At 42.6% G+C, this 26,672-nt stretch carries 27 protein-coding genes; 26 read left to right on the forward strand and 1 reads right to left on the reverse strand.

The genetic code is table 11. The features are described from left to right. Nucleotides 1–3 precede the first annotated feature (3 nt). The 9 genes from fmt to spoVM all read left to right on the forward strand — a co-directional run bounded on the left by fmt (nucleotide 4) and on the right by spoVM (nucleotide 8,516). Nucleotides 4–957, forward strand: coding sequence for a methionyl-tRNA formyltransferase (fmt, locus tag MHI33_RS09065; RefSeq protein WP_265208345.1), 954 nt, complete (start codon nucleotides 4–6; stop codon nucleotides 955–957). Further along, a complete protein-coding gene (rsmB, locus tag MHI33_RS09070; RefSeq protein ID WP_185107224.1) occupies nucleotides 944–2,287 on the forward strand; it encodes a 16S rRNA (cytosine(967)-C(5))-methyltransferase RsmB in 1,344 nt (447 codons plus the stop codon). The genes fmt and rsmB overlap by 14 nt, the downstream gene beginning before the upstream one ends. Before the next feature lie 3 nt (nucleotides 2,288–2,290). Continuing rightward, the gene (rlmN, locus tag MHI33_RS09075) at nucleotides 2,291–3,373 is read left to right on the forward strand and encodes a 23S rRNA (adenine(2503)-C(2))-methyltransferase RlmN (RefSeq protein WP_003212089.1); all 1,083 of its coding nucleotides are present in this window, start codon (nucleotides 2,291–2,293) and stop codon (nucleotides 3,371–3,373) included. A 3-nt stretch (nucleotides 3,374–3,376) separates the two neighbouring features. Beyond that, the gene (locus MHI33_RS09080) at nucleotides 3,377–4,147 is read left to right on the forward strand and encodes a Stp1/IreP family PP2C-type Ser/Thr phosphatase (protein WP_185107226.1); all 771 of its coding nucleotides are present in this window, start codon (nucleotides 3,377–3,379) and stop codon (nucleotides 4,145–4,147) included. Then, nucleotides 4,141–6,096, forward strand: a complete 1,956-nt coding sequence (gene pknB, locus MHI33_RS09085) for a Stk1 family PASTA domain-containing Ser/Thr kinase (RefSeq protein ID WP_340910755.1) — start codon at nucleotides 4,141–4,143, stop codon at nucleotides 6,094–6,096. The genes MHI33_RS09080 and pknB overlap by 7 nt, the downstream gene beginning before the upstream one ends. 12 nt (nucleotides 6,097–6,108) lie before the next feature. Continuing rightward, nucleotides 6,109–7,005: a ribosome small subunit-dependent GTPase A gene (gene rsgA, locus MHI33_RS09090; protein ID WP_044141944.1), complete on the forward strand. Its 897-nt coding sequence runs from the start codon at nucleotides 6,109–6,111 to the stop codon at nucleotides 7,003–7,005. A gap of 3 nt (nucleotides 7,006–7,008) precedes the next feature. Continuing rightward, complete coding sequence (rpe, locus tag MHI33_RS09095; protein ID WP_065097260.1) at nucleotides 7,009–7,659, forward strand: ribulose-phosphate 3-epimerase; 651 nt, start codon at nucleotides 7,009–7,011, stop codon at nucleotides 7,657–7,659. A 60-nt stretch (nucleotides 7,660–7,719) separates the two neighbouring features. Continuing rightward, the gene (locus MHI33_RS09100; protein WP_340910759.1) at nucleotides 7,720–8,364 is read left to right on the forward strand and encodes a thiamine diphosphokinase; all 645 of its coding nucleotides are present in this window, start codon (nucleotides 7,720–7,722) and stop codon (nucleotides 8,362–8,364) included. Between the two features lie 71 nt (nucleotides 8,365–8,435). After that, nucleotides 8,436–8,516 carry a stage V sporulation protein SpoVM gene (spoVM, locus tag MHI33_RS09105; protein WP_008354550.1) on the forward strand — a complete coding sequence of 27 codons (81 nt, stop codon included), beginning with the start codon at nucleotides 8,436–8,438 and terminating at the stop codon, nucleotides 8,514–8,516. Nucleotides 8,517–8,585: 69 nt separating this feature from the next. Here spoVM and rpmB read toward each other — a convergent pair whose 3' ends face one another. Beyond that, entirely contained in the window at nucleotides 8,586–8,774 is a 189-nt protein-coding gene (rpmB, locus tag MHI33_RS09110) for a 50S ribosomal protein L28 (RefSeq protein WP_003212514.1), read from the reverse strand. A 271-nt stretch (nucleotides 8,775–9,045) separates the two neighbouring features. Between rpmB and MHI33_RS09115 the strand changes: the two genes are divergently transcribed. The 17 genes from MHI33_RS09115 to MHI33_RS09195 all read left to right on the forward strand — a co-directional run bounded on the left by MHI33_RS09115 (nucleotide 9,046) and on the right by MHI33_RS09195 (nucleotide 26,624). Beyond that, nucleotides 9,046–9,408: an Asp23/Gls24 family envelope stress response protein gene (locus tag MHI33_RS09115; RefSeq protein WP_003211680.1), complete on the forward strand. Its 363-nt coding sequence runs from the start codon at nucleotides 9,046–9,048 to the stop codon at nucleotides 9,406–9,408. A gap of 15 nt (nucleotides 9,409–9,423) precedes the next feature. Next, nucleotides 9,424–11,097 (forward strand): DAK2 domain-containing protein, encoded by a 1,674-nt coding sequence (locus MHI33_RS09120; protein WP_340910761.1) that lies wholly within the window; start codon nucleotides 9,424–9,426, stop codon nucleotides 11,095–11,097. Nucleotides 11,098–11,246: 149 nt separating this feature from the next. After that, nucleotides 11,247–11,909, forward strand: a complete 663-nt coding sequence (sdaAB, locus tag MHI33_RS09125; protein ID WP_003212160.1) for an L-serine ammonia-lyase, iron-sulfur-dependent subunit beta — start codon at nucleotides 11,247–11,249, stop codon at nucleotides 11,907–11,909. Between the two features lie 20 nt (nucleotides 11,910–11,929). Then, nucleotides 11,930–12,832, forward strand: a complete 903-nt coding sequence (sdaAA, locus tag MHI33_RS09130; protein WP_012009925.1) for an L-serine ammonia-lyase, iron-sulfur-dependent, subunit alpha — start codon at nucleotides 11,930–11,932, stop codon at nucleotides 12,830–12,832. Further along, the gene (recG, locus tag MHI33_RS09135; RefSeq protein ID WP_065097263.1) at nucleotides 12,810–14,858 is read left to right on the forward strand and encodes an ATP-dependent DNA helicase RecG; all 2,049 of its coding nucleotides are present in this window, start codon (nucleotides 12,810–12,812) and stop codon (nucleotides 14,856–14,858) included. Before sdaAA ends, recG begins: the two co-directional genes overlap by 23 nt. Before the next feature lie 112 nt (nucleotides 14,859–14,970). Continuing rightward, the gene (fapR, locus tag MHI33_RS09140; protein WP_003210820.1) at nucleotides 14,971–15,537 is read left to right on the forward strand and encodes a transcription factor FapR; all 567 of its coding nucleotides are present in this window, start codon (nucleotides 14,971–14,973) and stop codon (nucleotides 15,535–15,537) included. A gap of 15 nt (nucleotides 15,538–15,552) precedes the next feature. Further along, nucleotides 15,553–16,551 carry a phosphate acyltransferase PlsX gene (gene plsX / locus MHI33_RS09145; protein WP_034662420.1) on the forward strand — a complete coding sequence of 333 codons (999 nt, stop codon included), beginning with the start codon at nucleotides 15,553–15,555 and terminating at the stop codon, nucleotides 16,549–16,551. A 15-nt stretch (nucleotides 16,552–16,566) separates the two neighbouring features. Then, on the forward strand, nucleotides 16,567–17,511 hold the full coding sequence (fabD, locus tag MHI33_RS09150; RefSeq protein ID WP_217012537.1) for an ACP S-malonyltransferase: 945 nt from the start codon (nucleotides 16,567–16,569) through the stop codon (nucleotides 17,509–17,511). Beyond that, nucleotides 17,511–18,254, forward strand: a complete 744-nt coding sequence (fabG, locus tag MHI33_RS09155; protein ID WP_058014008.1) for a 3-oxoacyl-[acyl-carrier-protein] reductase — start codon at nucleotides 17,511–17,513, stop codon at nucleotides 18,252–18,254. Before fabD ends, fabG begins: the two co-directional genes overlap by 1 nt. Before the next feature lie 81 nt (nucleotides 18,255–18,335). Then, the gene (acpP, locus tag MHI33_RS09160; protein WP_003212028.1) at nucleotides 18,336–18,569 is read left to right on the forward strand and encodes an acyl carrier protein; all 234 of its coding nucleotides are present in this window, start codon (nucleotides 18,336–18,338) and stop codon (nucleotides 18,567–18,569) included. Nucleotides 18,570–18,753: 184 nt separating this feature from the next. Beyond that, complete coding sequence (gene rnc / locus MHI33_RS09165; RefSeq protein WP_044141936.1) at nucleotides 18,754–19,497, forward strand: ribonuclease III; 744 nt, start codon at nucleotides 18,754–18,756, stop codon at nucleotides 19,495–19,497. A 105-nt stretch (nucleotides 19,498–19,602) separates the two neighbouring features. After that, nucleotides 19,603–23,163 carry a chromosome segregation protein SMC gene (gene smc, locus MHI33_RS09170; RefSeq protein ID WP_106067457.1) on the forward strand — a complete coding sequence of 1,187 codons (3,561 nt, stop codon included), beginning with the start codon at nucleotides 19,603–19,605 and terminating at the stop codon, nucleotides 23,161–23,163. Between the two features lie 22 nt (nucleotides 23,164–23,185). Continuing rightward, a complete protein-coding gene (gene ftsY / locus MHI33_RS09175) occupies nucleotides 23,186–24,172 on the forward strand; it encodes a signal recognition particle-docking protein FtsY (protein ID WP_034662411.1) in 987 nt (328 codons plus the stop codon). Nucleotides 24,173–24,314: 142 nt separating this feature from the next. Continuing rightward, a complete protein-coding gene (locus tag MHI33_RS09180; protein ID WP_044141934.1) occupies nucleotides 24,315–24,647 on the forward strand; it encodes a putative DNA-binding protein in 333 nt (110 codons plus the stop codon). A 13-nt stretch (nucleotides 24,648–24,660) separates the two neighbouring features. Next, nucleotides 24,661–26,001, forward strand: a complete 1,341-nt coding sequence (gene ffh / locus MHI33_RS09185; protein ID WP_106067458.1) for a signal recognition particle protein — start codon at nucleotides 24,661–24,663, stop codon at nucleotides 25,999–26,001. Nucleotides 26,002–26,106: 105 nt separating this feature from the next. Then, nucleotides 26,107–26,379 (forward strand): 30S ribosomal protein S16, encoded by a 273-nt coding sequence (rpsP, locus tag MHI33_RS09190; RefSeq protein ID WP_003212139.1) that lies wholly within the window; start codon nucleotides 26,107–26,109, stop codon nucleotides 26,377–26,379. Then, nucleotides 26,379–26,624, forward strand: a complete 246-nt coding sequence (locus MHI33_RS09195) for a KH domain-containing protein (RefSeq protein ID WP_106049298.1) — start codon at nucleotides 26,379–26,381, stop codon at nucleotides 26,622–26,624. The genes rpsP and MHI33_RS09195 overlap by 1 nt, the downstream gene beginning before the upstream one ends. Nucleotides 26,625–26,672 lie beyond the last annotated feature (48 nt).

Raw genomic sequence — 26,672 nt, forward strand, 5'->3', positions numbered from 1 at the left:
AAAATGGCACGTATTATATTTATGGGAACCCCTGATTTCTCAGTACCTGTGCTGCAGACACTCATAACAGAAGGATACGAAGTTGTCGGGGTCGTCACGCAGCCAGATCGCCCGAAAGGCAGAAAACGAGTACTCACGCCGCCTCCTGTGAAAGTGGAAGCCTTAAAGCACGGCATTCCGGTCTTGCAGCCTGAAAAGGTGCGCCTTGATGAAGAAATTGATAAAGTGCTTGCCTTAAAGCCGGATTTAATTGTCACGGCGGCATTTGGACAAATTTTGCCAAAACGATTACTAGATGAACCTCAGTTTGGCTGTATCAATGTACATGCCTCACTGCTGCCAGAACTAAGAGGGGGCGCGCCGATCCATTATGCGATCCTTCAAGGCAAAAAGAAAACAGGCGTCACGATCATGTACATGGTGGAACGACTTGATGCAGGGGACATGATCAGTAAAGTAGAAGTAGAAATTGACGAATTAGACAATGTCGGAACATTGCATGACAAATTAAGTGTTGCAGGCGCTGCACTATTGAAAGATACTGTGCCAAATGTTCTGAGCGGATCTATTTCGCCAATTCCGCAAAATGAAGAAGCGGCAACGTACGCACCTAATATTAAGCGGGAGCAAGAAAGAATAGATTGGGCAAAAACTGGTGAAGAGCTTTACAACCAAGTTCGCGGCTTAAATCCGTGGCCAGTTGCCTATACTGAATGGAACGGGGCTCATCTAAAAGTATGGGAAGCGAAAAAAGTTCCACTCGAAGCGCAAGAAGAACCTGGGAAAGTGATTGAGCTTCAAAAAGAAGGTCCAGTCATTGGAACTGGGAATAAACAAGGCCTTTTATTAACAGGTGTACAGCCAGCTGGTAAGAAAAAGATGAGCGGCGAAGACTTCCTAAGAGGCGCAAATATCGAAATGGGACAGAAATTAGGGTTAATGAATGAAGAAAAGTAATGTGAGAGAAGTAGCGCTGGACGCTTTAATCAAACTCGAACAAAACCAAGCTTACAGTAATTTACTTTTACAGTCAGTCATGAAAGACAAAGACTTGGCAGATCAGGACAAACCGCTCTTAACAGAGCTTGTGTACGGTACACTGCAAAACAAGCTGGCATTAGATTATATGCTGGTACCATTTGTGAAAAAACCGCAAAAGGTGGCTCCGTGGGTCATGCAACTTTTGCGGATGTCCCTTTATCAAATGGTGTACCTTGAAAAGATTCCAGATCGTGCAGCCATCCATGAAGCAGTTGAGCTAACGAAAAAGAGAGGGCACAAGGGTATATCTTCACTTGTGAACGGCGTTCTTCGATCCGTGCAAAGAGAAGGCGTTCCGGCTTTTGATGACATCAAAGATCCAGTCAAGCGGCTTTCGATTGAGACAAGCCACCCATTATGGCTCGTGCAGGAATGGGTTCAGTCGTACGGATTTGAAGCGGCAGAAAGCATGTGCCGCATTCATTTAGTACCGCCAAAGCAAACCCTTCGTGTCAATCGAATGAAAACCGGCCGCGCAGCACTGCAGCAAGAACTGCTGGATGTCGGAATTGAAACGGAGCTTGGCGACTTATCAGAAGATGCACTTAAGCTGATGAAAGGGTCCATCGTTTCAACCCCTTCTTTTCAAGAAGGCTATGTGACCATTCAAGATGAAAGCTCAATGCTTGTCGCAAGAGCACTAGACCCTCAGCCGGGAGAAGCTGTGCTTGACGCCTGTGCGGCTCCAGGCGGAAAATCAACACATATCGCAGAGCGTATGAACGACGAAGGACAAATTGTTTCACTAGATTTGCACGAACATAAAGTGAAACTCATCAAACAAGCAGCAAAACGTCTGAACCTTACTCAAATTGAGGCAAAAGCGCTTGATGCAAGGAAAGCAAAGGGCGATTACAGCGAAGCTTCATTTGACCGGATTCTGATTGATGCGCCGTGTTCTGGATTTGGCGTCATTAGACGAAAACCAGATATGAAATATACAAAGTCTAAAGAAGACTCAGCAAGGCTTGCTGCAATTCAGCAGGCAATCTTAAAAGAAACAGCTCCGCTTTTAAAGCCTGGCGGAACCCTTGTATATAGTACATGTACAATGGACCCAACAGAAAATCAACAAGTGATCCATGCGTTTTTACAAGAACACCAAGACTTCGAACCCGATCTATCTCTTAATGAACGGCTGCCTGAGCAGGTTGCTCCGTTTGTTCAAAACGGAAGTGTGCAAATTCTTCCTCATTATTTCGGAACAGATGGTTTCTTTATTTGCAGCATGAGAAAGAAGGGATAAAAAATGACAGAACAAAAAGTAAGAAAAGAACTGAAAACAGATATGCCATCGATCTATTCATTTGAGCTTCACGAAATGAAAGAATGGTTAAAAGAACAAGACGAAAAGCCTTTCCGCGCAGCGCAAATTTTTGAGTGGCTTTATGAGAAACGTGTGACATCCTTTGATGAAATGTCTAACCTCTCCAAAGATTTAAGAGAAAAATTAAAAGATCAATTTACAATCACAACATTAAAAACCGTGATCAAACAAACGTCTCAAGACGGAACGATCAAGTTTTTATTTGAACTGCATGATGGTTATACAATTGAAACAGTGCTTATGCGTCATGAATATGGAAACTCTGTCTGCGTGACAACACAGGTTGGCTGTAGAATCGGCTGTACATTCTGTGCATCTACACTTGGCGGTTTAAAACGAAACCTTGAAGCCGGAGAAATCGTTGCACAAGTATTGAAAGTACAGCAGGCACTTGACGAAACAGACGAGAGAGTCAGCTCTGTTGTCATCATGGGAATTGGCGAACCGTTTGATAACTTTGAAGAGATGCTTGCTTTCCTTAAAATCATCAACCATGATCATGGCTTAAATATTGGTGCGCGCCATATTACGGTTTCGACAAGCGGAATCATTCCAAAGATCTATCAATTTGCTGATGAGCAAATGCAAATCAATTTTGCTGTGTCATTGCACGCACCGAACACAGAGATCAGAAGCCGCCTAATGCCGATCAATAAGGCATATAAGCTGCCAAAATTAATGGAAGCCATCGAATACTACATTCAAAAGACGGGTAGACGTGTCAGCTTTGAATACGGCCTGTTTGGCGGAGTAAATGATCAAGTTCACCATGCAGAAGAACTTGCAGACCTATTAAAAGGAATTAAGTGCCACGTGAACCTCATTCCGGTGAACTATGTACCAGAGAGAGATTATGTGAGAACACCTAGAGAACAAATCTTCCTATTTGAAAAAACGCTGAAAGAACGAGGCGTAAACGTAACGATTAGACGAGAGCAAGGCCATGACATTGATGCTGCTTGCGGTCAGCTAAGAGCGAAGGAGCGTCAGGAAGAGACGAGGTGACGAATGTTGATAAGGGCAGCCTTTCTTACCGATACAGGAAAAGTCCGTCAGCATAATGAAGATGATGCAGGTGTTTTTGAAGCAAAAGAAGATTCACTTCTCGCTGTTGTAGCAGACGGCATGGGAGGTCATCTTGCTGGTGATGTCGCCAGCAAGATGGCAGTCTCTTCTTTAAAAGAATACTGGGAAGAAACATCTTCAATTCCAGAAAAGCCAGCCGATCAAGAAAGCTGGTTAATCTCAAAAATCAGTGACATTAATGACCAAGTTTATGAACATGCGCAAAACAATGAGGAGTGCCAAGGAATGGGGACGACCATTGTATGCGCGCTCGTTCATTTGCAAACGGTCACAATTGCGCATATTGGAGACAGCCGCTGTTACCTGCTAAGAGAAGGAGCGCTGACCCAATTAACAGATGATCATTCACTCGTGAACGAGCTTGTGAAAACGGGTGAAATTTCAAAAGCGGATGCAGAATATCATCCAAGAAAAAATGTGCTCACGAAAGCATTAGGAACAGATAAACGTGTTCAAATTGATGCACGCACTTTTGAAGTGGACCCAGGAGATCAAATCCTGCTTTGCTCAGATGGTCTATCGAATAAAGTAGAAGAAGAGAATTTGACTCATATATTAACGCAAACGACCGCACCAGAGGAAAAAGTAACAGAGTTAATACAAACAGCGAATGACAACGGCGGTGAAGATAACATTACAGCAGTATTGTTAGAAATCTCCTCCCAGCCAGAGGAGGGTGACAGCAAGTGTTGATCGGAAAAAGGATCAGCGGCCGTTATCAGATTCTTCGCGTCATAGGCGGAGGCGGAATGGCAAACGTCTATTTGGCGGAGGATATGATTTTAGATCGCGAAGTAGCGATTAAAATTTTGCGGTTTGACTTTGCGAGCGATGATGATTTTATTAGACGTTTCCGGAGGGAAGCGCAGTCAGCTGCAAGCTTAGATCATTCGAATATTGTCAGCATCTACGATGTCGGGGAAGAAGATGACATTTATTATATTGTCATGGAATATGTCGAGGGAATGACGCTGAAGGAATACATACATGCTAATGGCCCGCTTCATCCGAAAGAAGCCGTTCGCATCATGGAGCAAGTCGTTGCGGCGATGGAAGAAGCCCATGCGAAACAGCTTGTTCACCGTGACATTAAGCCTCACAATATATTAATAGACAATATGGGGAACATCAAAGTCACTGATTTTGGGATTGCCATGGCACTCAGCTCAGCGACCATTACCCATACAAATTCTGTCCTAGGCTCCGTGCACTACTTGTCTCCAGAACAAGCACGCGGGGGACTTGCAACGAAAAAGTCAGACATCTATTCGCTTGGGATTGTGCTCTATGAACTCATCTCAGGACGCATGCCATTTGAAGGTGAATCGGCTGTCAGTGTTGCACTGAAGCATTTGCAATCAGAGCCACCATCTGTGAGAAGATGGAATCCTTCTGTTCCACAAAGCGTGGAAAACATCATTTTAAAGGCGATGGCCAAAGATCCATTTTATCGATATGAAGATGCATCTGAAATGCAAAAAGACTTAAAAACCGCTTTCGATCCAGCCAGACTAAAAGAAAAACGCTTTGTTATTGAAGAAGACCATGAAGCAACGAAAGCAATCCCAATCATTCAAGATCATCAAATTGATCAAGACAATGAAAAAACAGCCGTCCACTCGGCTCAAAAACCGAAGAAAAAAAAGAAACAAAAGCCGAAAAAGAAACGAAAAAAATGGCCATGGATTGTGGCATCCATCTTATTTATATTGACTGCTGCGACAATTTTAGCCATCACTGTGTTTCCAGGGCTGCTTTTTCCAAAAGATGTGGAAGTCACAGACGTATCTGGCATGACGGTTGAAAAAGCAGAAGATACCTTGAAGAAAGCTGGGTTTACCGTCGCTTCGGAGTCAATAGAGATCGCTGATGAGAAAATTGAAAAAGGTCTCGTCGTCAAAACAGACCCGAAAATCGGCACAAAGGTCAAAGAAGGAACAGAGATTCAGCTTTACGAAAGTACTGGCAAGGAAAAGACCGAATTACCTGATGTTACAGGGGAAAAGGTCGATAAAGCAAAAGAAATATTAGAGAAAAAAGGGTTTAAACAGGTCGTTGTGGAGGAAGTGAATGATAATGACACCGAGTCTGGGATTGTCATGGAACAGAGTCCTTCAGCGAATACTGAGCTTGTAGCAGCAGATGAAGAGGTCACGTTGACTGTCAGCATAGGTCCTGCCGATATTACATTACGTGATTTAACGACGTATAGTAAGCAAGCGGCATCGAATTATTTAGAGGATAACGGTTTAAAGCTCGATGAAAAAAAAGCGCATTCTGACGATGTGCCAAAAGGCGAGGTCATGAAGCAGGAACCGGGAGCAGGGACAGCTGTTAAACCAGGTGACACGGTCAAGATTACATTCTCTCTTGGACCGAAGGAAAAACCAGCCAAAACGGTGACTGAAAAGATTGCGATCCCTTATGAACCAGAAGCGGAAGGGCAGGAGATGAATGTCCAAATTTCTATTGATGATGCGGAGCATAGCATCTCTGATTCATACGAAAGCTTTAAAATCACTGCGCCGACTGAACGGACCATTAAATTTAAGATTGAACCAGGTCAAAAAGGATATTATCAAGTGACGGTGGATGATAAAGTCGTCAGCTCGAAAACGATCGAATACCCTGATGATGAATAAAGGAGGGACTTTATGCCTGAGGGCAAAATTATAAAAGCATTAAGCGGATTCTACTATGTGCTGGATGAGTCGCAAGAGAGTGGAAAAGTAGTTCAGTGCAGAGCGAGAGGCATCTTTCGAAAAAACAAAATTACACCTCTTGTTGGCGATTACGTCGTGTATCAAGCAGACAATGATAAAGAAGGCTACTTATTAGAAGTAAAAGAACGGACAAACGAACTTGTTCGTCCACCAATTAGTAACGTTGATCAAGCGGTACTTGTTTTCTCAGCAGCAGAACCAACCTTTAGCACATCACTCTTAGACAGATTTTTAGTGCTTGTTGAAGCGAATCATATTGAGCCGATTATCTGCATCACAAAAATGGACTTATTGAAAACAGACGAAGAGCGTGAAACCATCAAGGCATATGCAGACGACTATCGGCAAATGGGCTATGATGTTCATTTAACCTCTACGATTGAAGGAGATGGCATTGAGAAGCTGACCCCGCATTTCCACAATAAAATCACGGTATTTGCCGGTCAGTCTGGTGTAGGAAAATCCTCCCTTTTAAATGCGATGAGTCCTGAATTGGCGCTGAAAACAGATGATATCTCATCCCATCTCGGACGAGGAAAGCATACGACAAGACATGTCGAACTCATTCGAACAGCAGACGGGCTCATTGCAGATACTCCGGGCTTTAGCTCGCTCGAATTTACTGGCATCGAAGCAGAAGATCTAGGTCTATACTTTTTAGAGATTAGAGACCGAAGTGCAGATTGTAAATTTCGAGGCTGCCTGCACGTGAAAGAGCCTGGCTGTGCGATAAAAGATGCGGTCGAGCATGATCAAATCAAAGAGTATCGCTATCAGCATTATTTAGAGTTTTTAACTGAAATCAAAGACAGAAAGCCGAGGTACTAAATCATGGTTTATATTGCCCCTTCCATTTTATCAGCAGATTTTGCCAATTTGGAGAAAGATATCCGTGATGTGGAACAAGGCGGTGCAGATTACATTCATATCGATGTCATGGACGGTCATTTTGTTCCGAATATGACATTTGGGCCAAATGTCGTCGAAGCGATTAGACCGCATACGCGTCTTCCGCTAGATGTTCACTTAATGATTGAGCAGCCAGATCGGTATATTCCTGCATTCGCAAAAGCAGGCGCTGATATTATCTCTGTTCATGTGGAAGCTTGTCCGCACTTACACCGAACAATACAACATATAAAAGAACAAGGTGTAAAAGCAGGGGTCGTCTTGAATCCGCACACACCTGTTTCTCACATTGAGCATGTATTAGAAGATGTGGACCTTGTGTTATTTATGACAGTCAACCCTGGTTTCGGGGGACAGGCATTTATTCCATCTGTCCTCACGAAGGTAAAAGAAGTAAAAGCACTGAGTGAACAAAAGGGCTTAACCGATTTACTGATAGAAATAGACGGCGGTGTCAATGTAGAGACTGCAAAGAGCTGCAAAGAAGCAGGCGCTAATTTACTAGTAGCGGGCTCTGCGGTATACGGTAAAGACAACCGCGCAGCAGCGATCCAGGCAATTCGAGAAGCATAAAGGAAGGAACCAAAGTCATTGTGATCTTTGGTTCTTTTTACATGGAGAGGAGCGTATATCATGCACATACATATCGTAGCTGGCGGTCCTTTTAAATACATCCCGCCACTTGAACGTGAAGCATCACAGGAGGATATTCTCTGGATTGGCGTAGACCGTGGAACCCTCTTCTTACTAGAGCAAGGCATCATCCCAGCCAAAGCTTTTGGTGATTTTGACAGTGTGACAGAAGAAGAGCTTCAGGAGCTGAAAGAGAAATTGCCTGCCCTGAATGTATTTCAAGCTGAAAAGGATGAAACCGATTTAGAGCTTGCACTGAACTGGGCACTGAGTCAGCACCCAGCACATATTTACATCTATGGTATTACAGGAGGAAGGGCGGATCATTTTCTAGGAAATATCCATCTTCTTTACAAAGGGATTCAGCACAAGCAGAATATCACCCTTGTAGACAAACAAAATATCATTCAAATGTTTGAACCTGGTACATACGAAATAAAAGAAGATCAGGATAAACAATATGTGTCGTTTCTACCCTTTGGAACACCGGTTGAAAAGCTGACATTAAAAGGTTTCAAATATCCTCTGAAAAATTGTCATATTGAGCCTGGTTCCACACTATGTATTAGTAACGAACTCATCCACTCAAATGGTACTTTTTCTTTTCATGAAGGCATATTAATAATGGTAAGAAGCAAAGATTGACCAACCTATCAATGTGGATGGCTGATTAAGCTCAATTGTGCTGCAAGCGGTACTTTTAGGAGGGGGACAAAATGAAATTTTATACAATCAAACTGCCTAGATTTCTTGGCGGCATTGTCCGTGCGATGCTTGGTTCATTTAAGAAAGATTAATGAGTAATCTCCTTTATTTCCACATAAAAACGCCTGCTACAATGAATTGTAGCAGGCGTTTACTCTTGCTTATACACGCTCAACTTTACCAGATTTCAAAGCTCGAGCTGATACATATACTCTTTTAGGCTTACCGTCCACTAGAATACGAACTTTTTGAAGGTTCGCGCCCCATGTACGTTTTGTAGAGTTCATTGCGTGAGAACGATTGTTCCCAGCTTTTGTTTTTCTGCCTGTGATAACGCATTTACGTGCCATTTGTTTCCCTCCTAACTGCGAAAACATCATCATATTCTTCATATACGTACTTAGAGATGCCTCAAGATACTTTAATAATTTACCACAGCTTCAAGGGGTTTGCAAGGATTGTTTACTCCTCTTTCAAGAAAAATACCTTGACATCTTGATAAAAAATCAAGGCTATAGTATAAGTAGGATTGGGTCGGATTGAATGATTTCTTTTAAAAAGAAGGGTCTTATAGTAAAATAGTGATAACTCAGGGCAATTTCTCAAAAAGGGGGAACCAATGTGTCCATTGAACTTAGAACGAAATACGGACAAATTGATATATCAAATGAAGTCATTGCAATGGTGGCAGGAGGCGCTGCGATCGATTGCTATGGTATTGTTGGGATGGCGTCCAAAAATCAAATCAAGGACGGCTTGACGGATATTCTCCGTAAAGAGAACTTCAGCCGGGGTGTTCTTGTGCGTCAAAAAGAAGACCGCATTCATATTGATATGTACATCATCGTCAGCTACGGTACAAAAATATCAGAAGTCGCACATAATGTTCAAACGAAAGTCAAATATACGATTTCTCACACAGTTGGACTTTCTGTTGATTCGGTCAACATTTATGTACAAGGAGTAAGAGTTACGAACCCGTAGTAAGGAGGAAATATATTGTCTATTAGAAATCTTGATGGCCGCTCATTTGCAAAAATGATTCTTGCAGGTGCTCACCATCTTTCTCAAAACGCACAAATTGTGGATGCGTTAAATGTTTTTCCAGTGCCAGACGGAGACACGGGGACAAATATGAATTTGTCAATGACTTCAGGGGCAAAAGCAGTTGAAGAAACAAATACCCATCATATTGGGAAGGTCGGCGTGGCCTTGTCAAAAGGGCTATTGATGGGCGCAAGAGGAAACTCAGGCGTAATCCTATCACAGCTCTTTAGAGGTTTCAGTAAAAATATAGAACAAAAAGAGACGATTGACGCCAAAGAATTTGCCCTTGCCTTGCAGGCCGGTGTTGATACAGCCTATAAAGCCGTGATGAAACCGATTGAAGGGACCATCTTAACGGTCGCAAAGGATGCAGCAAAGAAAGCGGTTGCTGTTTCAGCAACCGAAAATGACATTGACCGCGTTCTTGAGTTAACGATTGAGGAAGCGAGAGCATCACTTGATCGAACGCCAGATCTACTTCCTGTTTTAAAAGAAGTAGGCGTTGTCGATAGTGGAGGTAAGGGACTTCTCTGCGTATATGAAGGTTTCCTTGCTTCATTAAGAGGAGAGGATCTCCATCTGAAAGCGGCCTCTTTGCCAACGTTAAAAGAACTTGTCAGTGCAGAGCATCATAAAAGTGCACAAAGCCATATGAACACTGAAGATATTGAATTTGGTTATTGTACTGAATTTATGGTGAAATTTGAAGAAGACAAACAGTCCTTTGATGAGAATGCCTTCAGAGAAGACTTAAGCGAATTCGGAGATTCACTACTTGTGGTATCTGATGAAACGCTGGCGAAAGTTCATATTCATGCAGAGCAGCCTGGAGATGTCTTATCCTATGCACAGCGCTACGGCAGCCTGATCAATATGAAAATTGAAAACATGAGAGAGCAGCATAGCTCGATTGTGAACGAAGAAAAAGAACATGCGCCCGCTGCACCAAAGGCACCTGCTGCTGAAAAACAGCGCTTTGGAGTCGTCAGTGTCGCAATGGGAGAAGGAATTGCTGACTTGTTTAAAAGTATCGGAGCTTCCGTCGTCATTGAAGGCGGACAGACAATGAACCCGAGCACAGAAGACATTGTCACAGCAATTGAAAGCGTACATGCCGAAACCGTCTTTATCTTACCTAATAATTCTAATATTGTCATGGCAGCGAAACAGGCGGCAACTGTCTCAAGTCGTGAGGTTGTTGTCATTCCAACGAAGACCGTTCCTCAAGGAATGTCGGCACTTCTTTCTCTCAATGAAGCAGCTTCAAATGAAGACAACGAAGCGGCGATGCTAGAAGCGATTGACCACGTGAAAAGCGGCCAAATTACCTTTGCGGTGAGAGATACCCAAATTGATGGAATCGACATTGCCAAAGGAGATTATATGGGTCTCTTTAACGGAAAAATCACCTTAACTGCGAAAAATCAATTAGATGCAGCAAAAGAACTTTTGACCAACATGGTGACAGAAGATGATGAGATTGTTACGATCATTAAAGGAGAAGATGCATCATCTGAAGAGATGGATCAGTTAGAAGCCTTTATTGAAGAAACATTTGAAGATATAGAAGTTGAAGTCCACGATGGAAAGCAGCCGCTTTATTCATATATTTTGGCTGTGGAATAACGAAAGAAGGGCAAATAAAGCCCTTCTTCTTCTTTTGCAATTTTTTACTAACGATTCAACGGTGAAATGAGTTGCGGGAAACGATTGAATCCATTAGTCTAAAGAAAGAACCAAACCAATATGTGAGTGGTTATGAGAGGGGAAGACCTATGAAATTTAGAAGTGTGTTTGATATTATTGGACCCGTCATGATTGGTCCATCAAGTTCGCACACAGCGGGTGCGGCTCGAATAGGAAGAGTGGCTCGCAGCTTATTTGGAAGAGAACCGAAGCGAATAGTCGTTTCATTTTATGGCTCTTTTAAAGATACGTATAAAGGACATGGTACAGATGTCGCCATGATCGGCGGCGTTCTTGACTTTGATACATTTGATGAACGCATCAAAACAGCGATCGATATTGCAAAAAGCAAAGGGATCGACATTGAATTTAAAGAAGAAGATGCGGTACCAGCGCATCCGAATACAGCAAAAGTAGAGATATCAGATGCGAACGGAAGCCTTGAATTAATCGGGATTTCCATCGGCGGTGGTAAAATTGAAATTACTGAACTGAATGGCTTTGAGCTCAGACTTTCAGGAAATCATCCTGCCATTCTTGTGGTTCATAACGATCGCTACGGCACGATTGCGGCAGTTGCCAACGTGTTAGCGAAATTTGCCATCAACATCGGTCATATGGAAGTGGCGCGTAAAGATGTCGGGCAAGAGGCTCTGATGACCATCGAAGTGGATCAAAATATTGACCCAGCTGCCTTATCAGAGCTTGAAACGCTGCCAAACATTATTCAAGTCACACAAATTGCAGAGTAACAACAAGGAGGTTATAAATGATGTTTAAAAACGTCAAAGAACTCGTGCAGCTAACAGAAGAACGCAATACCTCCATTTCAGAAATCATGATTACGCAAGAAATGGAAGTGACAGGGAAGTCGCGTGAAGATATTTTTTCCCAGATGTACCGCAACCTAGAAGTGATGGAGCAGGCCGTAGAAAACGGGCTGAAAGGTGTGAAATCATTATCCGGTTTAACAGGCGGAGATGCGGTCAAACTTCAAGCGTATATCGCATCAGGCAAAACACTGTCTGGTCATACGATATTAGATGCTGTTAGTAAGGCAGTGGCAACAAATGAAGTCAATGCCGCAATGGGGACGATCTGTGCAACGCCTACAGCAGGCTCAGCAGGTGTTGTGCCAGGTACATTATTTGCAGTAAAACAAACATTAAAGCCAACAAAGGAACAAATGGTCAGATTCCTATTCACTTCTGGTGCATTTGGTTTTGTTGTGGCCAATAATGCGAGCATCTCTGGTGCAGCAGGCGGCTGTCAGGCTGAGGTAGGTTCAGCCTCGGGGATGGCGGCAGCAGCCATTGTCGAAATGGCAGGCGGTACACCTCAGCAATCGGCTGAAGCAATGGCGATTACACTGAAAAATATGCTTGGACTTGTTTGTGACCCAGTAGCTGGACTTGTCGAGGTACCGTGCGTAAAACGAAACGCAATGGGTGCATCAAATGCGATGATCGCAGCAGATATGGCACTTGCCGGCATCACAAGCCGTATCCCATGTGATGAAGTCATTGATGCGATGTATAAAATCGGTCAAACCATGCCAACGGCACTTCGCGAAACAGCACAAGGCGGACTTGCTGCAACACCGACAGCAAGAGAGCTTGAAAAGAAGATTTTCGGAGGTGTGACCTCATCTCGTGATACAGAAACTGCAAGATAACGTCTCTGTCCTCAAGGGGATTGGAGAAGAAACCGAAAAAACACTCAATGAACTTGGAATTCACACAGTAGCCGATTTACTTGGCTACTTTCCTTATCGATATGACGACTATGAGCTTCGTAATTTAGAAGAAGTAAAGCATGACGAACGTGTCACAGTTGAAGGAAAAGTGCACAGTGAGCCCGTCCTCACCTATTATGGAAAAAAACGAAGCAGGCTGACATTCAGGCTGCTTGTCGGGCGTTTTCTCATCACAGCGATTTGCTTCAATCGCCCTTATTTAAAACGAAGCCTTGTGTTAGGTGATACGGTATCCGTCACTGGGAAATGGGATAAAAACCGTCAATCCATCATGGTGCAGGAATTTAAAAAAGGGACGCACGAGCAAGATGGCAGTATAGAGCCTGTTTATTCAGTAAAAGAAAATGTAACCGTGAAGATGATGAGGCGTTTTGTAAAACAAGCCTTGACACTTTATGTAGATAAAGCTGAAGATCCACTGCCAAAGCAGCTTGTCTCTACCTATAAACTCATGTCCTATCAGGAAGCATTAAAAACCATTCACCTGCCAGAAACAAGAGACTCGCTCAAGCAAGCAAGACGACGCTTTGTGTACGAGGAATTTCTTATTTTCCAGCTGAAGATGCAGGCCATCAGAAAGAAAGAGCGAGAAAAAACATCGGGCATCCAGCATCCGTTTTCTAAAGACGCTGTTTTTGAGTTTGTTCACAGCCTGCCATTTCCGCTGACGAAGGCACAATCAAGAGTGCTTGATGAAATTATGTCTGATATGGCGTCCCCGTACCGGATGAACCGTCTGCTTCAAGGGGATGTAGGTTCAGGGAAAACAGCTGTTGCAGCTATTGCACTATATGCCGCTCATTTATCCGGCTATCAAGGTGCATTGATGGTCCCAACAGAGATTTTGGCAGAGCAGCATGCAGATTCCCTTTATCAGCTGTTTGAAAAATGGGGACTAAATATCGCTCTACTAACAAGCTCTGTAAAAGGAAAGCGCCGCAGAGAATTGCTGGAACGTCTAAAAGAGGGCGAGATTGATATATTAGTCGGAACGCATGCGCTCATCCAAGATGAAGTCGAATTTCAGCAGCTCGGTCTTGTTATCACAGATGAGCAGCACCGGTTTGGCGTCGAACAAAGGAAAAAACTAAGAAGTAAAGGGCAGGACCCAGATGTCTTATTCATGACTGCCACACCTATTCCGCGCACACTTGCGATCACTGTTTTTGGGGAAATGGACGTTTCCGTCATTGATGAATTACCAGCCGGCAGAAAACAGATCGAAACGTATTGGGTCAAGCATGACATGCTTGAGAGGATTCTTGCATTTGTGGATAAAGAGCTGAAAAAAGGAAGACAGGCATATATTATTTGTCCACTCATAGAAGAATCAGACAAGCTAGATGTGCAAAATGCGATTGATGTCCACAGCATGCTGACAGAGGCATACCGCGGTAAGTGGTCGATCGGCTTAATGCACGGGAAACTAGCAAGCGATGAAAAAGATCAGGTGATGAGAGACTTTACAGCAAATGAAGTTCAAATTCTCGTTTCAACCACAGTCGTTGAAGTGGGCGTCAACGTGCCGAATGCCACCATCATGGTCATTTACGATGCAGACCGCTTCGGACTGTCTCAGCTTCATCAGCTCAGAGGCCGGGTTGGACGCGGAGAGCATCAATCATTTTGTGTTTTAATGGCGGATCCAAAATCGGAAACCGGGAAAGAGCGGATGAGGATTATGTCCGAAACAACCGACGGCTTTGAGCTGTCTGAAAAAGACTTAGAGCTAAGAGGACCCGGTGATTTCTTCGGTAAAAAACAAAGCGGAATGCCTGAATTTAAAGTAGCAGATATGGTTCATGACTACAGAGCACTGGAAACCGCTAGAAAAGATGCGGCAGAACTTGTGCAATCAGATGCATTTTGGACAGATCCCGAATACAAAGAACTTCGGCAAACACTTGTAGACAGCGGGGTGCTGGGCGGAGATAAATTAAGCTGATCAAGCGCTGGAGGAATTTTCTTGTCTTTTTGAAACAAGGATTGATTTATCATCTATGAGATTATATACTACTATTAGTACCTAGTCATAAATGTACGGATGGTGTCTGCATATGAAACTAAATAAAAAAGAACGTCAAAAGCTTCTCCAGCAAACGATCAGCTCGACTCCGTTCATTACTGATGAAGAATTGGCAAGTAAATTCGGTGTAAGCATTCAAACGGTTCGTCTTGATCGTTTGGAACTGTCAATTCCTGAATTACGCGAAAGAATTAAGCATGTGGCCGAAAAGACATTAGAGGATGAAGTGAAGTCACTTCCGCTGGATGAAGTGATTGGAGAAATGATTGATGTAGAGCTTGATGACCAAGCCATTTCCATTTTAGAAGTGAGAAAAGAGCATGTATTTAGCCGAAACCAAATTGCCAGGGGACATCATCTCTTCGCCCAGGCAAATTCGCTTGCAGTAGCGGTCATTGACGATGAACTGGCTTTAACAGCAAAAGCGAATATTAAATTTACAAGGCAGGTTAAACAAGGCGAACGAGTTGTCTCAAAAGCCAAAGTAGCCTCGCATGATAAAGAAAAAGGCAGAACTGTAGTTGAAGTAAACAGCTATGTCGGTGAGGAAGTTGTCTTCTCAGGTGACTTCGTCATGTATCGCTCAAAACAAAAGTAAAAGGTGGCACGTAATATGAGAATTGCAGTCGATGCAATGGGGGGAGACCATGCCCCTAAAGCCATTATTGACGGTGTGCAAAAAAGCTTAACGGCATTTTCAGATATCGAGATTACACTTGTCGGCGATGAAAATAAAATCAAACCATACATAACAAATAACGAGCGCATCACGATTTTAGATGCAAAAGAAGTCATTGAACCAACAGATGAACCAGTGCGTGCAGTCAGGCGTAAAAAGGATTCATCTATGGTGAAAATGGCGCAAGAAGTATCCGAAGGACGAGCAGATGCTTGTATTTCAGCAGGAAACACTGGCGCACTCATGACAGCAGGACTGTTTATCGTAGGAAGAATTGATGGCATCGATAGACCGGCACTTGCTCCAACACTGCCAACACTTGATGGCAGCGGGTTTTTATTACTAGATGTCGGCGCAAACGTTGATGCCAAACCAGAACACCTAATGCAATATGCCATGATGGGTTCAATCTACGCAGAGCGTGTTTTTCCAAAGAGCAATCCGCGTGTAGGATTGTTAAATGTAGGAACAGAAGATAAAAAAGGAAACGATCTCACGAAAAAAACCTTTGAATTGTTAAAAGCATCAGACTTGAATTTCGTAGGAAATGTGGAGTCTCGTGATTTACTAGAAGGTGTAGCTGATGTAGTTGTCACAGATGGTTTCACAGGAAATATCGCCCTGAAAACGATTGAAGGCACAGCTCTTTCTGTATTTAAAATGCTGAAAGAAACATTAACATCCAGCTTTACAGCAAAAATAGCGGCTGGCATGATGAAGCCGAAATTGATGCAGATGAAATCTAAAATGGATTACTCCGAATATGGTGGTGCCGCTTTATTTGGTTTAAAGGCACCTGTCATTAAAGCGCACGGTTCCTCTGATGAAAACGCCATTTTTCATGCCATTCGTCAGGCACGTGATATTGTAGAAAAAGATGTTTCAGCCATCATTCATCAAGAAGTCCAAAAAGAAACCACGAACGAGTCTTAATGGAGGTATAGCAGCATGACTAAAATTGCATTTTTATTCCCTGGCCAAGGCTCTCAAAAAATTGGCATGGGAAAAGATTTATTTGACCAAGAAGCAGTATCTAAAGCTGTATTTGAAGAAGCAGACAAGACCCTCGGTTTTGACTTATCTTCAATGATTTTTGAAGGAGATGCAGAAGAACTGACGCTCACTTATAACGCGCAGCCAGCTCTTTTAACGACAAGTATCGCCATCTTAAAGAAATTTGAAGAGAGCGGAATCAAAGCAGATTACGCAGCAGGACATAGCCTTGGTGAATATACGGCCCTCGTTGCAGCAGGCGCACTTTCGTTTCAAGATGCTGTGTATGCCGTAAGAAAGCGCGGCGAATTAATGAATGAGGCTGTTCCAGCAGGAGAAGGCGCTATGGCAGCGATCCTTGGCTTAGATCAAGCTGCGCTTTTAGAAGTGACAAAAGAAGTGACAGAGAGCGGTCATCTTGTAGAACTCGCTAACTTAAACTGTCCTGGTCAAATCGTGATCTCTGGTACAGCAAAAGGTGTCGAACTCGCTTCAGAGAAAGCGAAAGAAAAAGGCGCAAAACGTGCGATTGCCCTTGAAGTGAGTGGACCTTTCCATTCTGCCTTAATGAAACCAGCCGCTGAAAAATTCACAGGTGTTCTGTCAAAGCTAAACATTACAGATGCCAAAACTCCAGTGATCTCAAATGTGACAGCAGACATCGTTACATCTCGTGATGCTATTGAGACAAAGCTCATTGAACAATTGTATTCTCCTGTTCGATTTGAAGAAAGCGTGGAACGTCTGATTGATTTGGGCGTGACAACGTTTATTGAAATTGGCCCGGGCAAAGTGCTTTCAGGTCTTGTGAAAAAGGTCAATCGCCGCCTGACAACCATTTCAGTTTCAGATCAGGAAACAATTGAAGCAGCCATTGAAACATTGAAGGAGGATTCTTGATGCTTACAAATAAAACAGCCGTTGTAACAGGTGCATCACGCGGGATTGGCCGTTCCATCGCGATCGATTTAGCAAAGAATGGTGCGAATGTTGTCGTCAACTATTCTGGAAACGAAGCAAAAGCAAATGAAGTCGTAGACGAAATCAAAGCACTTGGCCAGCAGGCATTTGCCGTTAAAGCTGATGTTTCAAATGCTGAAGAAGTACAAGCACTCATGAAACAAGCGATTGACACATTTGGTTCAATTGACATCCTTGTCAATAATGCAGGGATCACAAAGGATAACCTGCTCATGAGAATGAAAGAAAATGAATGGGATGACGTCATTAACATAAACTTAAAAGGTGTCTTTAACTGTACAAAAGCCGTGACACGTCAAATGATGAAACAGCGCAGCGGAAGAATCATCAACTTGGCTTCGGTAGTTGGCGTATGTGGAAATCCTGGACAAGCAAACTATGTTGCAGCAAAAGCTGGTGTCATCGGATTAACGAAAACAACAGCAAAAGAGCTGGCAACCCGTCATATTACAGTCAATGCAGTAGCACCAGGCTTTATTTCAACAGATATGACAGACAAGCTTGATGAGAATGTACAGACTGAAATGCTCAAACAAATCCCGCTTGCACGCTTTGGTGCACCTGAAGATATTAGCAACGTTGTTGTCTTTTTAGCTTCAGAAGGAGCAGGTTATATTACAGGCCAAACCATCCAAGTAGATGGCGGAATGGTCATGTCCTAAGAAATATCAAAATTTCATTAGGTTTTCTCTAGTTTTTTAAAAACGAATCAACTATAATACTTTGAGGGGAGGTGAAAGGCAATGGCAGACGTATTAGAGCGTGTATCAAAAATTATTGTAGACCGCCTTGGCGTTGATGAGGCTGACGTGAAAATGGAAGCTTCATTTAAAGAAGATTTAGGCGCTGATTCCCTTGATGTAGTTGAGCTAGTTATGGAACTTGAAGATGAGTTCGATATGGAAATTTCTGACGAAGATGCTGAAAAAATTGCAACAGTCGGTGACGCTGTGAACTACATAAATAGCCAGCAATAAGCGTAACAAAGTCCCGTCTGTTTTCATGACGGGACTTTCAAAATTTATGTTAGTTTCAACATATTCAGCTGATCAATAGTCAGCCTTTTTCAGATGCTAAGGAGCAATGTTTCCTTGCATGTAGAAAGAGAGACTCCATATAATCAGTATCCTTAAAGGCGATTAAGCCTACCTGGAGGTTGCTATGCCAAAACACTATAAAGACAAACAGAAACAGAGCAAAAAACTAGAGCAATTTAGAGAATTCCAGCAGCGCATTTCTGTACACTTTCAAAATGAAAAACTTCTATATCAAGCGTTTACGCATTCCTCTTATGTGAATGAACACCGGAAAAAGCCATACGAGGATAATGAAAGACTTGAATTTCTAGGAGATGCTGTTTTAGAATTGACCATCTCTCAATTTTTATTTGCGAAATATCCTGCGATGAGCGAGGGAGATTTAACAAAACTAAGAGCAGCGATCGTATGTGAACCGTCACTTGTGTCTCTAGCACATGAGCTGTCCTTCGGAGAACTTGTTCTTTTAGGAAAAGGCGAAGAAATGACAGGCGGGAGAAAACGCCCAGCACTTTTAGCGGACGTATTCGAGGCGTTTATCGGAGCACTTTATTTAGATCAAGGGCTTGAGCCAGTGGAGCGATTCCTAGAAGCCTATGTTTATCCAAAAATTAATGATGGAGCGTTCTCGCATGTCATGGACTTTAAAAGCCAGCTGCAAGAATTCGTTCAGCGCGATGGAAAAGGTGTACTCGAATACCACATCCTGCATGAAAAAGGACCAGCACACAACCGGGAATTTGAAGCAAATGTCTCCCTTCGAGGAGAAGTGCTTGGAATTGGAAATGGCCGCAGTAAAAAAGAAGCAGAACAGCATGCTGCACAGGAAGCACTTGCTAAATTGCAGAAACATCATATGAACCAATAAAATCCCCCTCGTCATTCAGGGGGATTTCACTCTGTTTTCCATCATCTTTTTTCACTTCATATGGTAAGATAATAGTACTTTAAATACATAAGGAGGATCACTCTCATGTTCCTCAAACGTTTAGACGTGATAGGATTCAAATCTTTTGCACAGCGAGTGACCGTGGACTTTGTCAAAGGGGTCACCGCTGTTGTTGGACCAAACGGAAGCGGCAAAAGTAATATTACCGATGCTATCCGCTGGGTACTTGGAGAACAATCAGCGAAAAGCCTCCGCGGAGGAAAAATGGAAGACATCATTTTTGCAGGAAGCGACTCAAGAAAAAGAGTCAATCTAGCAGAAGTGACTTTAACATTAGATAACGAAGATCACTTTTTACCGATCGATTTTCACGAAGTCAGTGTGACAAGAAGAGTCTATCGTTCAGGAGAAAGTGAATTTCTCATAAACAATCAATCTGTCCGCTTAAAAGATATTATTGATCTTTTCATGGATTCAGGTCTTGGAAAGGAAGCTTTTTCGATCATCAGCCAAGGGAAGGTAGAAGAAATTCTATCTAGTAAGGCAGAAGAGAGAAGAAGCATTTTTGAAGAAGCGGCTGGTGTTTTGAAATATAAAACAAGAAAGAAAAAAGCCGAGAATAAACTGTTTGAAACGCAGGACAACTTAAACCGAGTAGAAGATATTCTGCATGAACTAGAAGATCAAGTAGAACCATTAAGAATGCAGGCATCTATTGCAAAGGACTATTTGCAAAAAAAAGAAGAGCTTGAAAATGTCGAAATCGCCTTAACTGTCCATGACATCGAAGCACTTCATGAAAAATGGACAACACTTGGTGAAGCTGTCGAGCGCTTCAAACAAGATGAAATGAAGCAATCCACAGATATTCAAGCAAAAGAAGCCAAAATTGAAGAATCAAGAGACCGCATTCAAGCACTTGACGAATCAATCAATGACCTGCAAGAAGTTCTTCTTTTCACAAGTGAGGAGTTAGAAAAGCTTGAAGGTAAAAAAGAAGTACTAAAAGAACGGAAGAAAAATGCTGCCGCAAACCAAGGACAGCTAGAAGAAACGCTCATTCGCTTAACTGAAAAGCAGGCGCAGCTAACCGAGAAGATTCAGCAGCAAAAAATTACGCGGGACAGCCTTCAAAAAGAAGTGCAGCAGCTAAAAGATGAAGTGAAAACAAAGCAGCATCAACTGTCGCTTCATAGTGAAGATGTAGAAGGTCAAATTGAACAGCTAAAAAGCGATTATTTTGATCTGCTCAATGAACAGGCTTCTATCCGCAATGAACGAAAATTGTTAGAAGAACAGCAGCGCCAAGCGGCTATGCAGCTGGATCGGCTCACGCAAAACAACCAAAAACACATTGAAGAACGTGTGTCTGTCAAAGAGAAAAAAACAGAGGCTGAGCAGCAGCTTTCAGCCCTAGAAGAAGACATTCTAGCTCAAGTCAAGCGTTTTAGAGAAGCGGAACAAAAGCTTGAGCAAATGAAACGTCAATACGAGAAAAAAGAAACGGCTCTTTACCAAGCCTATCAATATGTTCAGCAGGCAAAATCAAAAAAAGAGATGCTAGAATCCATGCAGGAAGACTTCTCAGGCTTTTTCCAAGGAGTAAAAGAGGTCTTAAAGGCAAAAGAGCGGTTAGGTGGTATTCACGGTGCCATTGCAGAGCTAATTCAAACAGATCAGCAGCATGAGACAGCGATTGAAATCGCGTTAGGTGCAGCAACGCAGCACGTCGTCACAGAAAACGAAGCCGCAGCGCGACAAGCAATTGCATACTTAAAGCAGCATTCCTTTGGACGTGCGACCTTCCTGCCAATGAATGTGATCAAAGAAAGAACCATTCAGCATAGAGACGTCCAAACAGCCGAGCAACACGCTGCATTTATCGGTGTAGCGAGTCACCTTGTTTCCTTTGACGAAAAGTATCAAAAGGTGATTCAGAACTTGCTTGGAACGGTTCTGATCGTTAAAGACTTAAAAGGCGCCAATGAACTGGCAAAAATGCTTGGTCATCGCTATCGCATCGTGACCCTTGATGGAGATGTTGTGAACCCCGGCGGTTCAATGACCGGTGGCGGTGTAAAGAAAAAGAACAACTCCCTTCTTTCAAGAAACCGAGAAATCGAAACATTAACAAAGCAGCTCGTTGAAATGGAAGAAAAAACAACGATCCTTGAAAAGGAAACAAAAGAAACAAAACAATTGATTGCAACAAACGAAAGCCAATTAAACGAACTGCGTCAGCGGGGAGAAACGCTTCGAGAACAGCAGCAAGAGCTCAAAGGGAAGCTATACGAACTGCAAGTAGCTGAAAAAAATATTAATGCTCACCTTGAACTCTATGATCAAGAAAAAGACGAATTGCAGCTGCGTTCTACTGAACTTACGGATAAGGACAAAAAGCAGGCAGCTCTTGAAGTTTCTATAGGGGAGAAATTGACCACCCTAGATCAAGAGATCAATACATTAACAAAGCGTAAGCAGACCCAAAGCTCAACGAAAGAAACCATTTCTGCCGAATTAACTGAACTGAAAATCTCACTTGCCAAAAAAGAGCAGTCCTTAGCAAATGAACAAGAAAAACTTTCGAGCTTAATGGCCGAATTAGAAGAGGCTGAACAAACGCTGACGGAAACAAAAGAAGATCTGTCACTCTTAACAAGTGAAATGACGTCTAGCTCAAGCGGGGCAGAACAGCTGGAAGAAGCGGCGAAAGAGAAACTGGAAAACAAAAACAAAACTACTACACTCATTTCAGAGCGGCGTAAACAGCGTCTTGCTCTTTCTGAAACGTTAGAATTTGCTGAACGTGAACTGAAAGAACAAAAACGCCTTTACAAGCAGCTCAACACAAGCTTAAAAGATGAAGAAATTAAGCTTGGCCGTATGGAAGTTGAGCTCGACAACCTCATCGCTTATTTGAACGAAGAGTATGCTCTTTCGTTTGAAGGGGCAAAAGAGATGTATCATCTAACGTTATCGCCAGATGAAGCAAGAAAAAGAGTGAAGCTGATCAAATTAGCCATTGAAGAGCTAGGAACAGTGAACTTAGGCAGCATTGATGAGTATGAACGAGTAAATGAACGCTATCTCTTCTTAACAGAGCAGCGAAACGATCTGACAGAAGCGAAAAATACATTATTTCAAGTGATCGAAGAAATGGATCAAGAGATGACAAAGCGCTTCTCTGAAACATTCTCGCAAATTCGCGGGCATTTTGAATCAGTTTTCCAAGCATTATTTGGCGGCGGGAAAGCAGATCTTAAGCTGACAGATCCAACCGATTTACTAAACTCTGGCGTTGATATTGTCGCGCAGCCGCCAGGGAAAAAGCTGCAAAACTTAAGCTTGCTTTCAGGCGGAGAGAGAGCATTAACAGCGATCGCTTTACTATTCTCTATTTTAAAAGTCAGACCTGTTCCATTCTGCGTGTTAGATGAGGTAGAAGCGGCGCTTGATGAAGCCAATGTTTTCCGCTTTGCACAATATTTAAAAAAATACAGCGAGGAAACACAATTCATAGTCATTACGCACCGCAAAGGAACAATGGAAGAAGCAGATGTCCTCTACGGTGTTACGATGCAGGAGTCAGGCGTTTCAAAACTTGTATCTGTCAAACTAGAAGAAACGAAAGAGCTTGTCCAGTAATTAAAGGAGGTTTTTGAACCAAATGAGCTTTTTTAAGAAATTAAAAGAAAAATTTACGCAGCAAACCGATTCAGTATCAGAAAAGTTTAAAGATGGTCTTGAAAAAACGAGAAACTCCTTTCAAGGAAGAGTAAACGAACTAATTTCTCGCTACCGTAAAGTCGATGAAGACTTTTTTGAAGAGTTAGAAGAGGTTTTAATCGGCGCGGATGTCGGTTTCACAACGGTGATGGAACTGATTGATGAGCTGAAAAAAGAAGTGAAACTAAGAAACATTCAAGACCCAAGTGAAGTACAATCAGTCATCTCTGAAAAACTGGTTGAAATCTATAATAGCGGAGAGGAACAAATCTCTGCGCTGAATATTGAAGACGGGCGATTAAATATCATTTTATTTGTGGGTGTCAATGGCGTTGGGAAAACAACGACGATCGGCAAACTTGCAAATAAGCTGAAAAATGAAGGGAAATCCGTCATTTTGGCAGCAGGTGATACGTTCCGTGCCGGTGCGATTGAGCAGCTTGAAGTATGGGGAGAGCGTTCAGGTGTCCCTGTTGTTAAACAGACGGCTGGCTCTGATCCAGCAGCGGTGATCTATGATGCCGTTCAATCAGCAAAAGCGAAAAATGCGGATGTCCTTATCTGTGATACAGCAGGAAGACTGCAAAACAAAGTCAACTTGATGAAAGAGCTAGAGAAGGTCAAGAGAGTCATTGAACGTGAGGTTCCAGATGCACCGCATGAAGTGCTACTCGCTCTTGATGCAACAACGGGTCAAAATGCGATGGCACAAGCGAAGGAATTTTCTAAAGCGACGAATGTGACAGGAATTGCTTTAACAAAGCTGGACGGGACTGCAAAAGGCGGGATTGTCCTTGCAATTCGAAATGAGCTAAACATCCCCGTGAAGCTCGTCGGTTTAGGTGAAAAGGTAGACGATCTGCAAGAATTCGATGCAGAATCGTATGTGTATGGATTATTCTCAGACGTGATTGATCAAGAGGACTAACAAAAATGCCGGCAAAAACTGCTGGCATTTTTATTTATACGCCGCTTCATGCAGTGACAAGATAAAAACTTGACACACAGTAGAGAACCGTGTAAACTTAGTTGATGTAAAGGGAATGAACTTAACAAAGGGGAGAGAGCCCATGACGCTTGAAAAAACAACGAGAATGAACTACTTGTTTGACTTCTATCAATCGTTGTTAACCGCAAAGCAAAAGAGCTACATGTCGCTTTACTACCTAGACGATTTTTCCCTCGGTGAAATTGCGGATGAATATGAAGTATCAAGACAGGCTGTTTATGATAATATTAAACGGACTGAAGCGATGCTTGAACAATATGAAGAAAAGCTGCTCTTGTTTAAGAAATTTAAAGATCGTAAAGAACTTCTCAAAAAAATGAGAGAGCTCGTAGCAGATTCCGCTCAGATGGAAGAAGCAGAAGCTTTAATTGAATCGCTTGAGAAATTAGATTAGGAGGCGGCACAGTATGGCATTTGAAGGATTAGCCGACCGACTGCAGCAGACGATTTCAAAAATCCGCGGCAAAGGAAAAGTGTCAGAACAAGATGTAAAAGAAATGATGCGCGAGGTACGCCTTGCCCTTCTTGAAGCTGACGTCAATTTTAAAGTAGTCAAAGACTTTGTGAAAAAAGTAAGTGAGCGGGCAGTTGGACAAGAGGTCATGAAAAGCCTTACCCCTGGACAACAGGTCATTAAAGTTGTAAAAGAAGAACTCACTGAATTAATGGGCGGGGAAGAGAGTAAAATCGCTGTAGCGAAAAAATCTCCGACCGTCATTATGATGGTTGGTCTTCAAGGTGCAGGTAAAACCACCACAACTGGGAAGCTTGCCAATTTACTTCGCAAAAAACATAATCGCCAGCCGATGATGGTGGCTGCAGATATTTACAGACCAGCAGCGATCCAGCAGCTTCAAACGCTAGGGAAACAGCTTGATATGCCTGTGTTTTCATTAGGTGATCAAGTCAGTCCTGTCGAGATTGCCAAACAGGCAATTGAAAAAGCGAAAGAAGAACACCATGATTATGTCATTTTAGATACAGCAGGACGCCTTCATATTGATGAAGAATTGATGGATGAACTTCAGAAAGTAAAAGAAGTAGCGAGTCCAGAAGAAATTTTCCTTGTTGTTGACTCTATGACAGGTCAAGATGCTGTCAATGTAGCGAAAAGCTTTAATGAACAGCTTGGTTTAACAGGTGTCGTTCTAACGAAACTAGACGGGGATACACGAGGCGGTGCAGCACTTTCCATTCGAGCTGTCACCAATACGCCGATTAAATTCGCCGCGCTAGGTGAAAAGCTTGACGCGATTGAATCATTCCACCCAGAACGGATGGCTTCAAGAATTCTTGGCATGGGAGATGTGCTTACACTGATTGAAAAAGCACAGGCAAACGTGGACCAAGATAAAGCGAAAGAGCTTGAACAAAAAATGCGGACCATGAGCTTTACACTCGATGATTTCCTCGAGCAGCTTGGCCAAGTTCGTAACATGGGTCCACTTGATGAATTGATCCAAATGATGCCGGGAGCCGGTAAAATGAAAGGGCTCAAAAACGTCCAAGTAGACGAAAAGCAGCTCAATCACATCGAAGCGATCATAAAATCAATGACGACCGAGGAAAAAGAACAGCCAGAGGTCATCAATGCAAGCCGAAGAAAACGGATTGCAAAAGGAAGCGGAACATCTGTACAGGAAGTCAATCGCCTTTTAAAGCAATTTGACGAAATGAAAAAGATGATGAAGCAAATGACCAACATGTCCAAAGGAAAGAAAAAAGGCTTTAAATTACCATTTATGTAATTGGTTATACATGATAAAACCGTTGTTAAGAAAAAACACTTTACAAACCCTTTTATCATTGTTAATATACTATCTTGTTGAAATATTTTCGGAGGTGCTAGTAAAATGGCAGTAAAAATTCGTTTAAAACGTATGGGATCAAAAAGATCTCCTTTCTATCGTATTGTAGTAGCAGATTCTCGTTCACCACGTGACGGTCGTTTCATCGAAACAGTTGGAACATACAATCCAGTGTTATCACCAGCTGAGGTGAAAATCAACGAAGAATTAGCTCTTAAATGGCTTCAAAATGGTGCGAAACCATCTGATACAGTTCGCAACCTTTTCTCAAGCCAAGGAATTCTTGAAAAATTTCATAATGCGAAAAACAGCAAATAATGAATGAGCTGTCCTTGGAAGAATTGATTGTATCCATCGTCGAGCCACTTGTTGATTTCCCTGAAGATATTCACGTATCTTCATTAAAAAAAGATGAGCAAGTGATTTACACACTGTCTGTCAATGCTGAAGATACCGGAAAGGTGATCGGAAAGCAGGGACGTACAGCAAAAGCGATACGAACAGTCATGTTTGCAGCAAGTGCAGAGTCTTCTAAGAAAGTTCAACTTGAGATTGCTGACTAAAAAGGGAGAGGGCTTAGGACCTCCCCTTTTTTTACACGTTTAAATCTA

This window comes from Bacillus sp. FSL K6-2971, from assembly GCF_038006405.1.
In the GTDB taxonomy this organism is placed as follows: domain Bacteria; phylum Bacillota; class Bacilli; order Bacillales; family Bacillaceae; genus Bacillus; species Bacillus pumilus.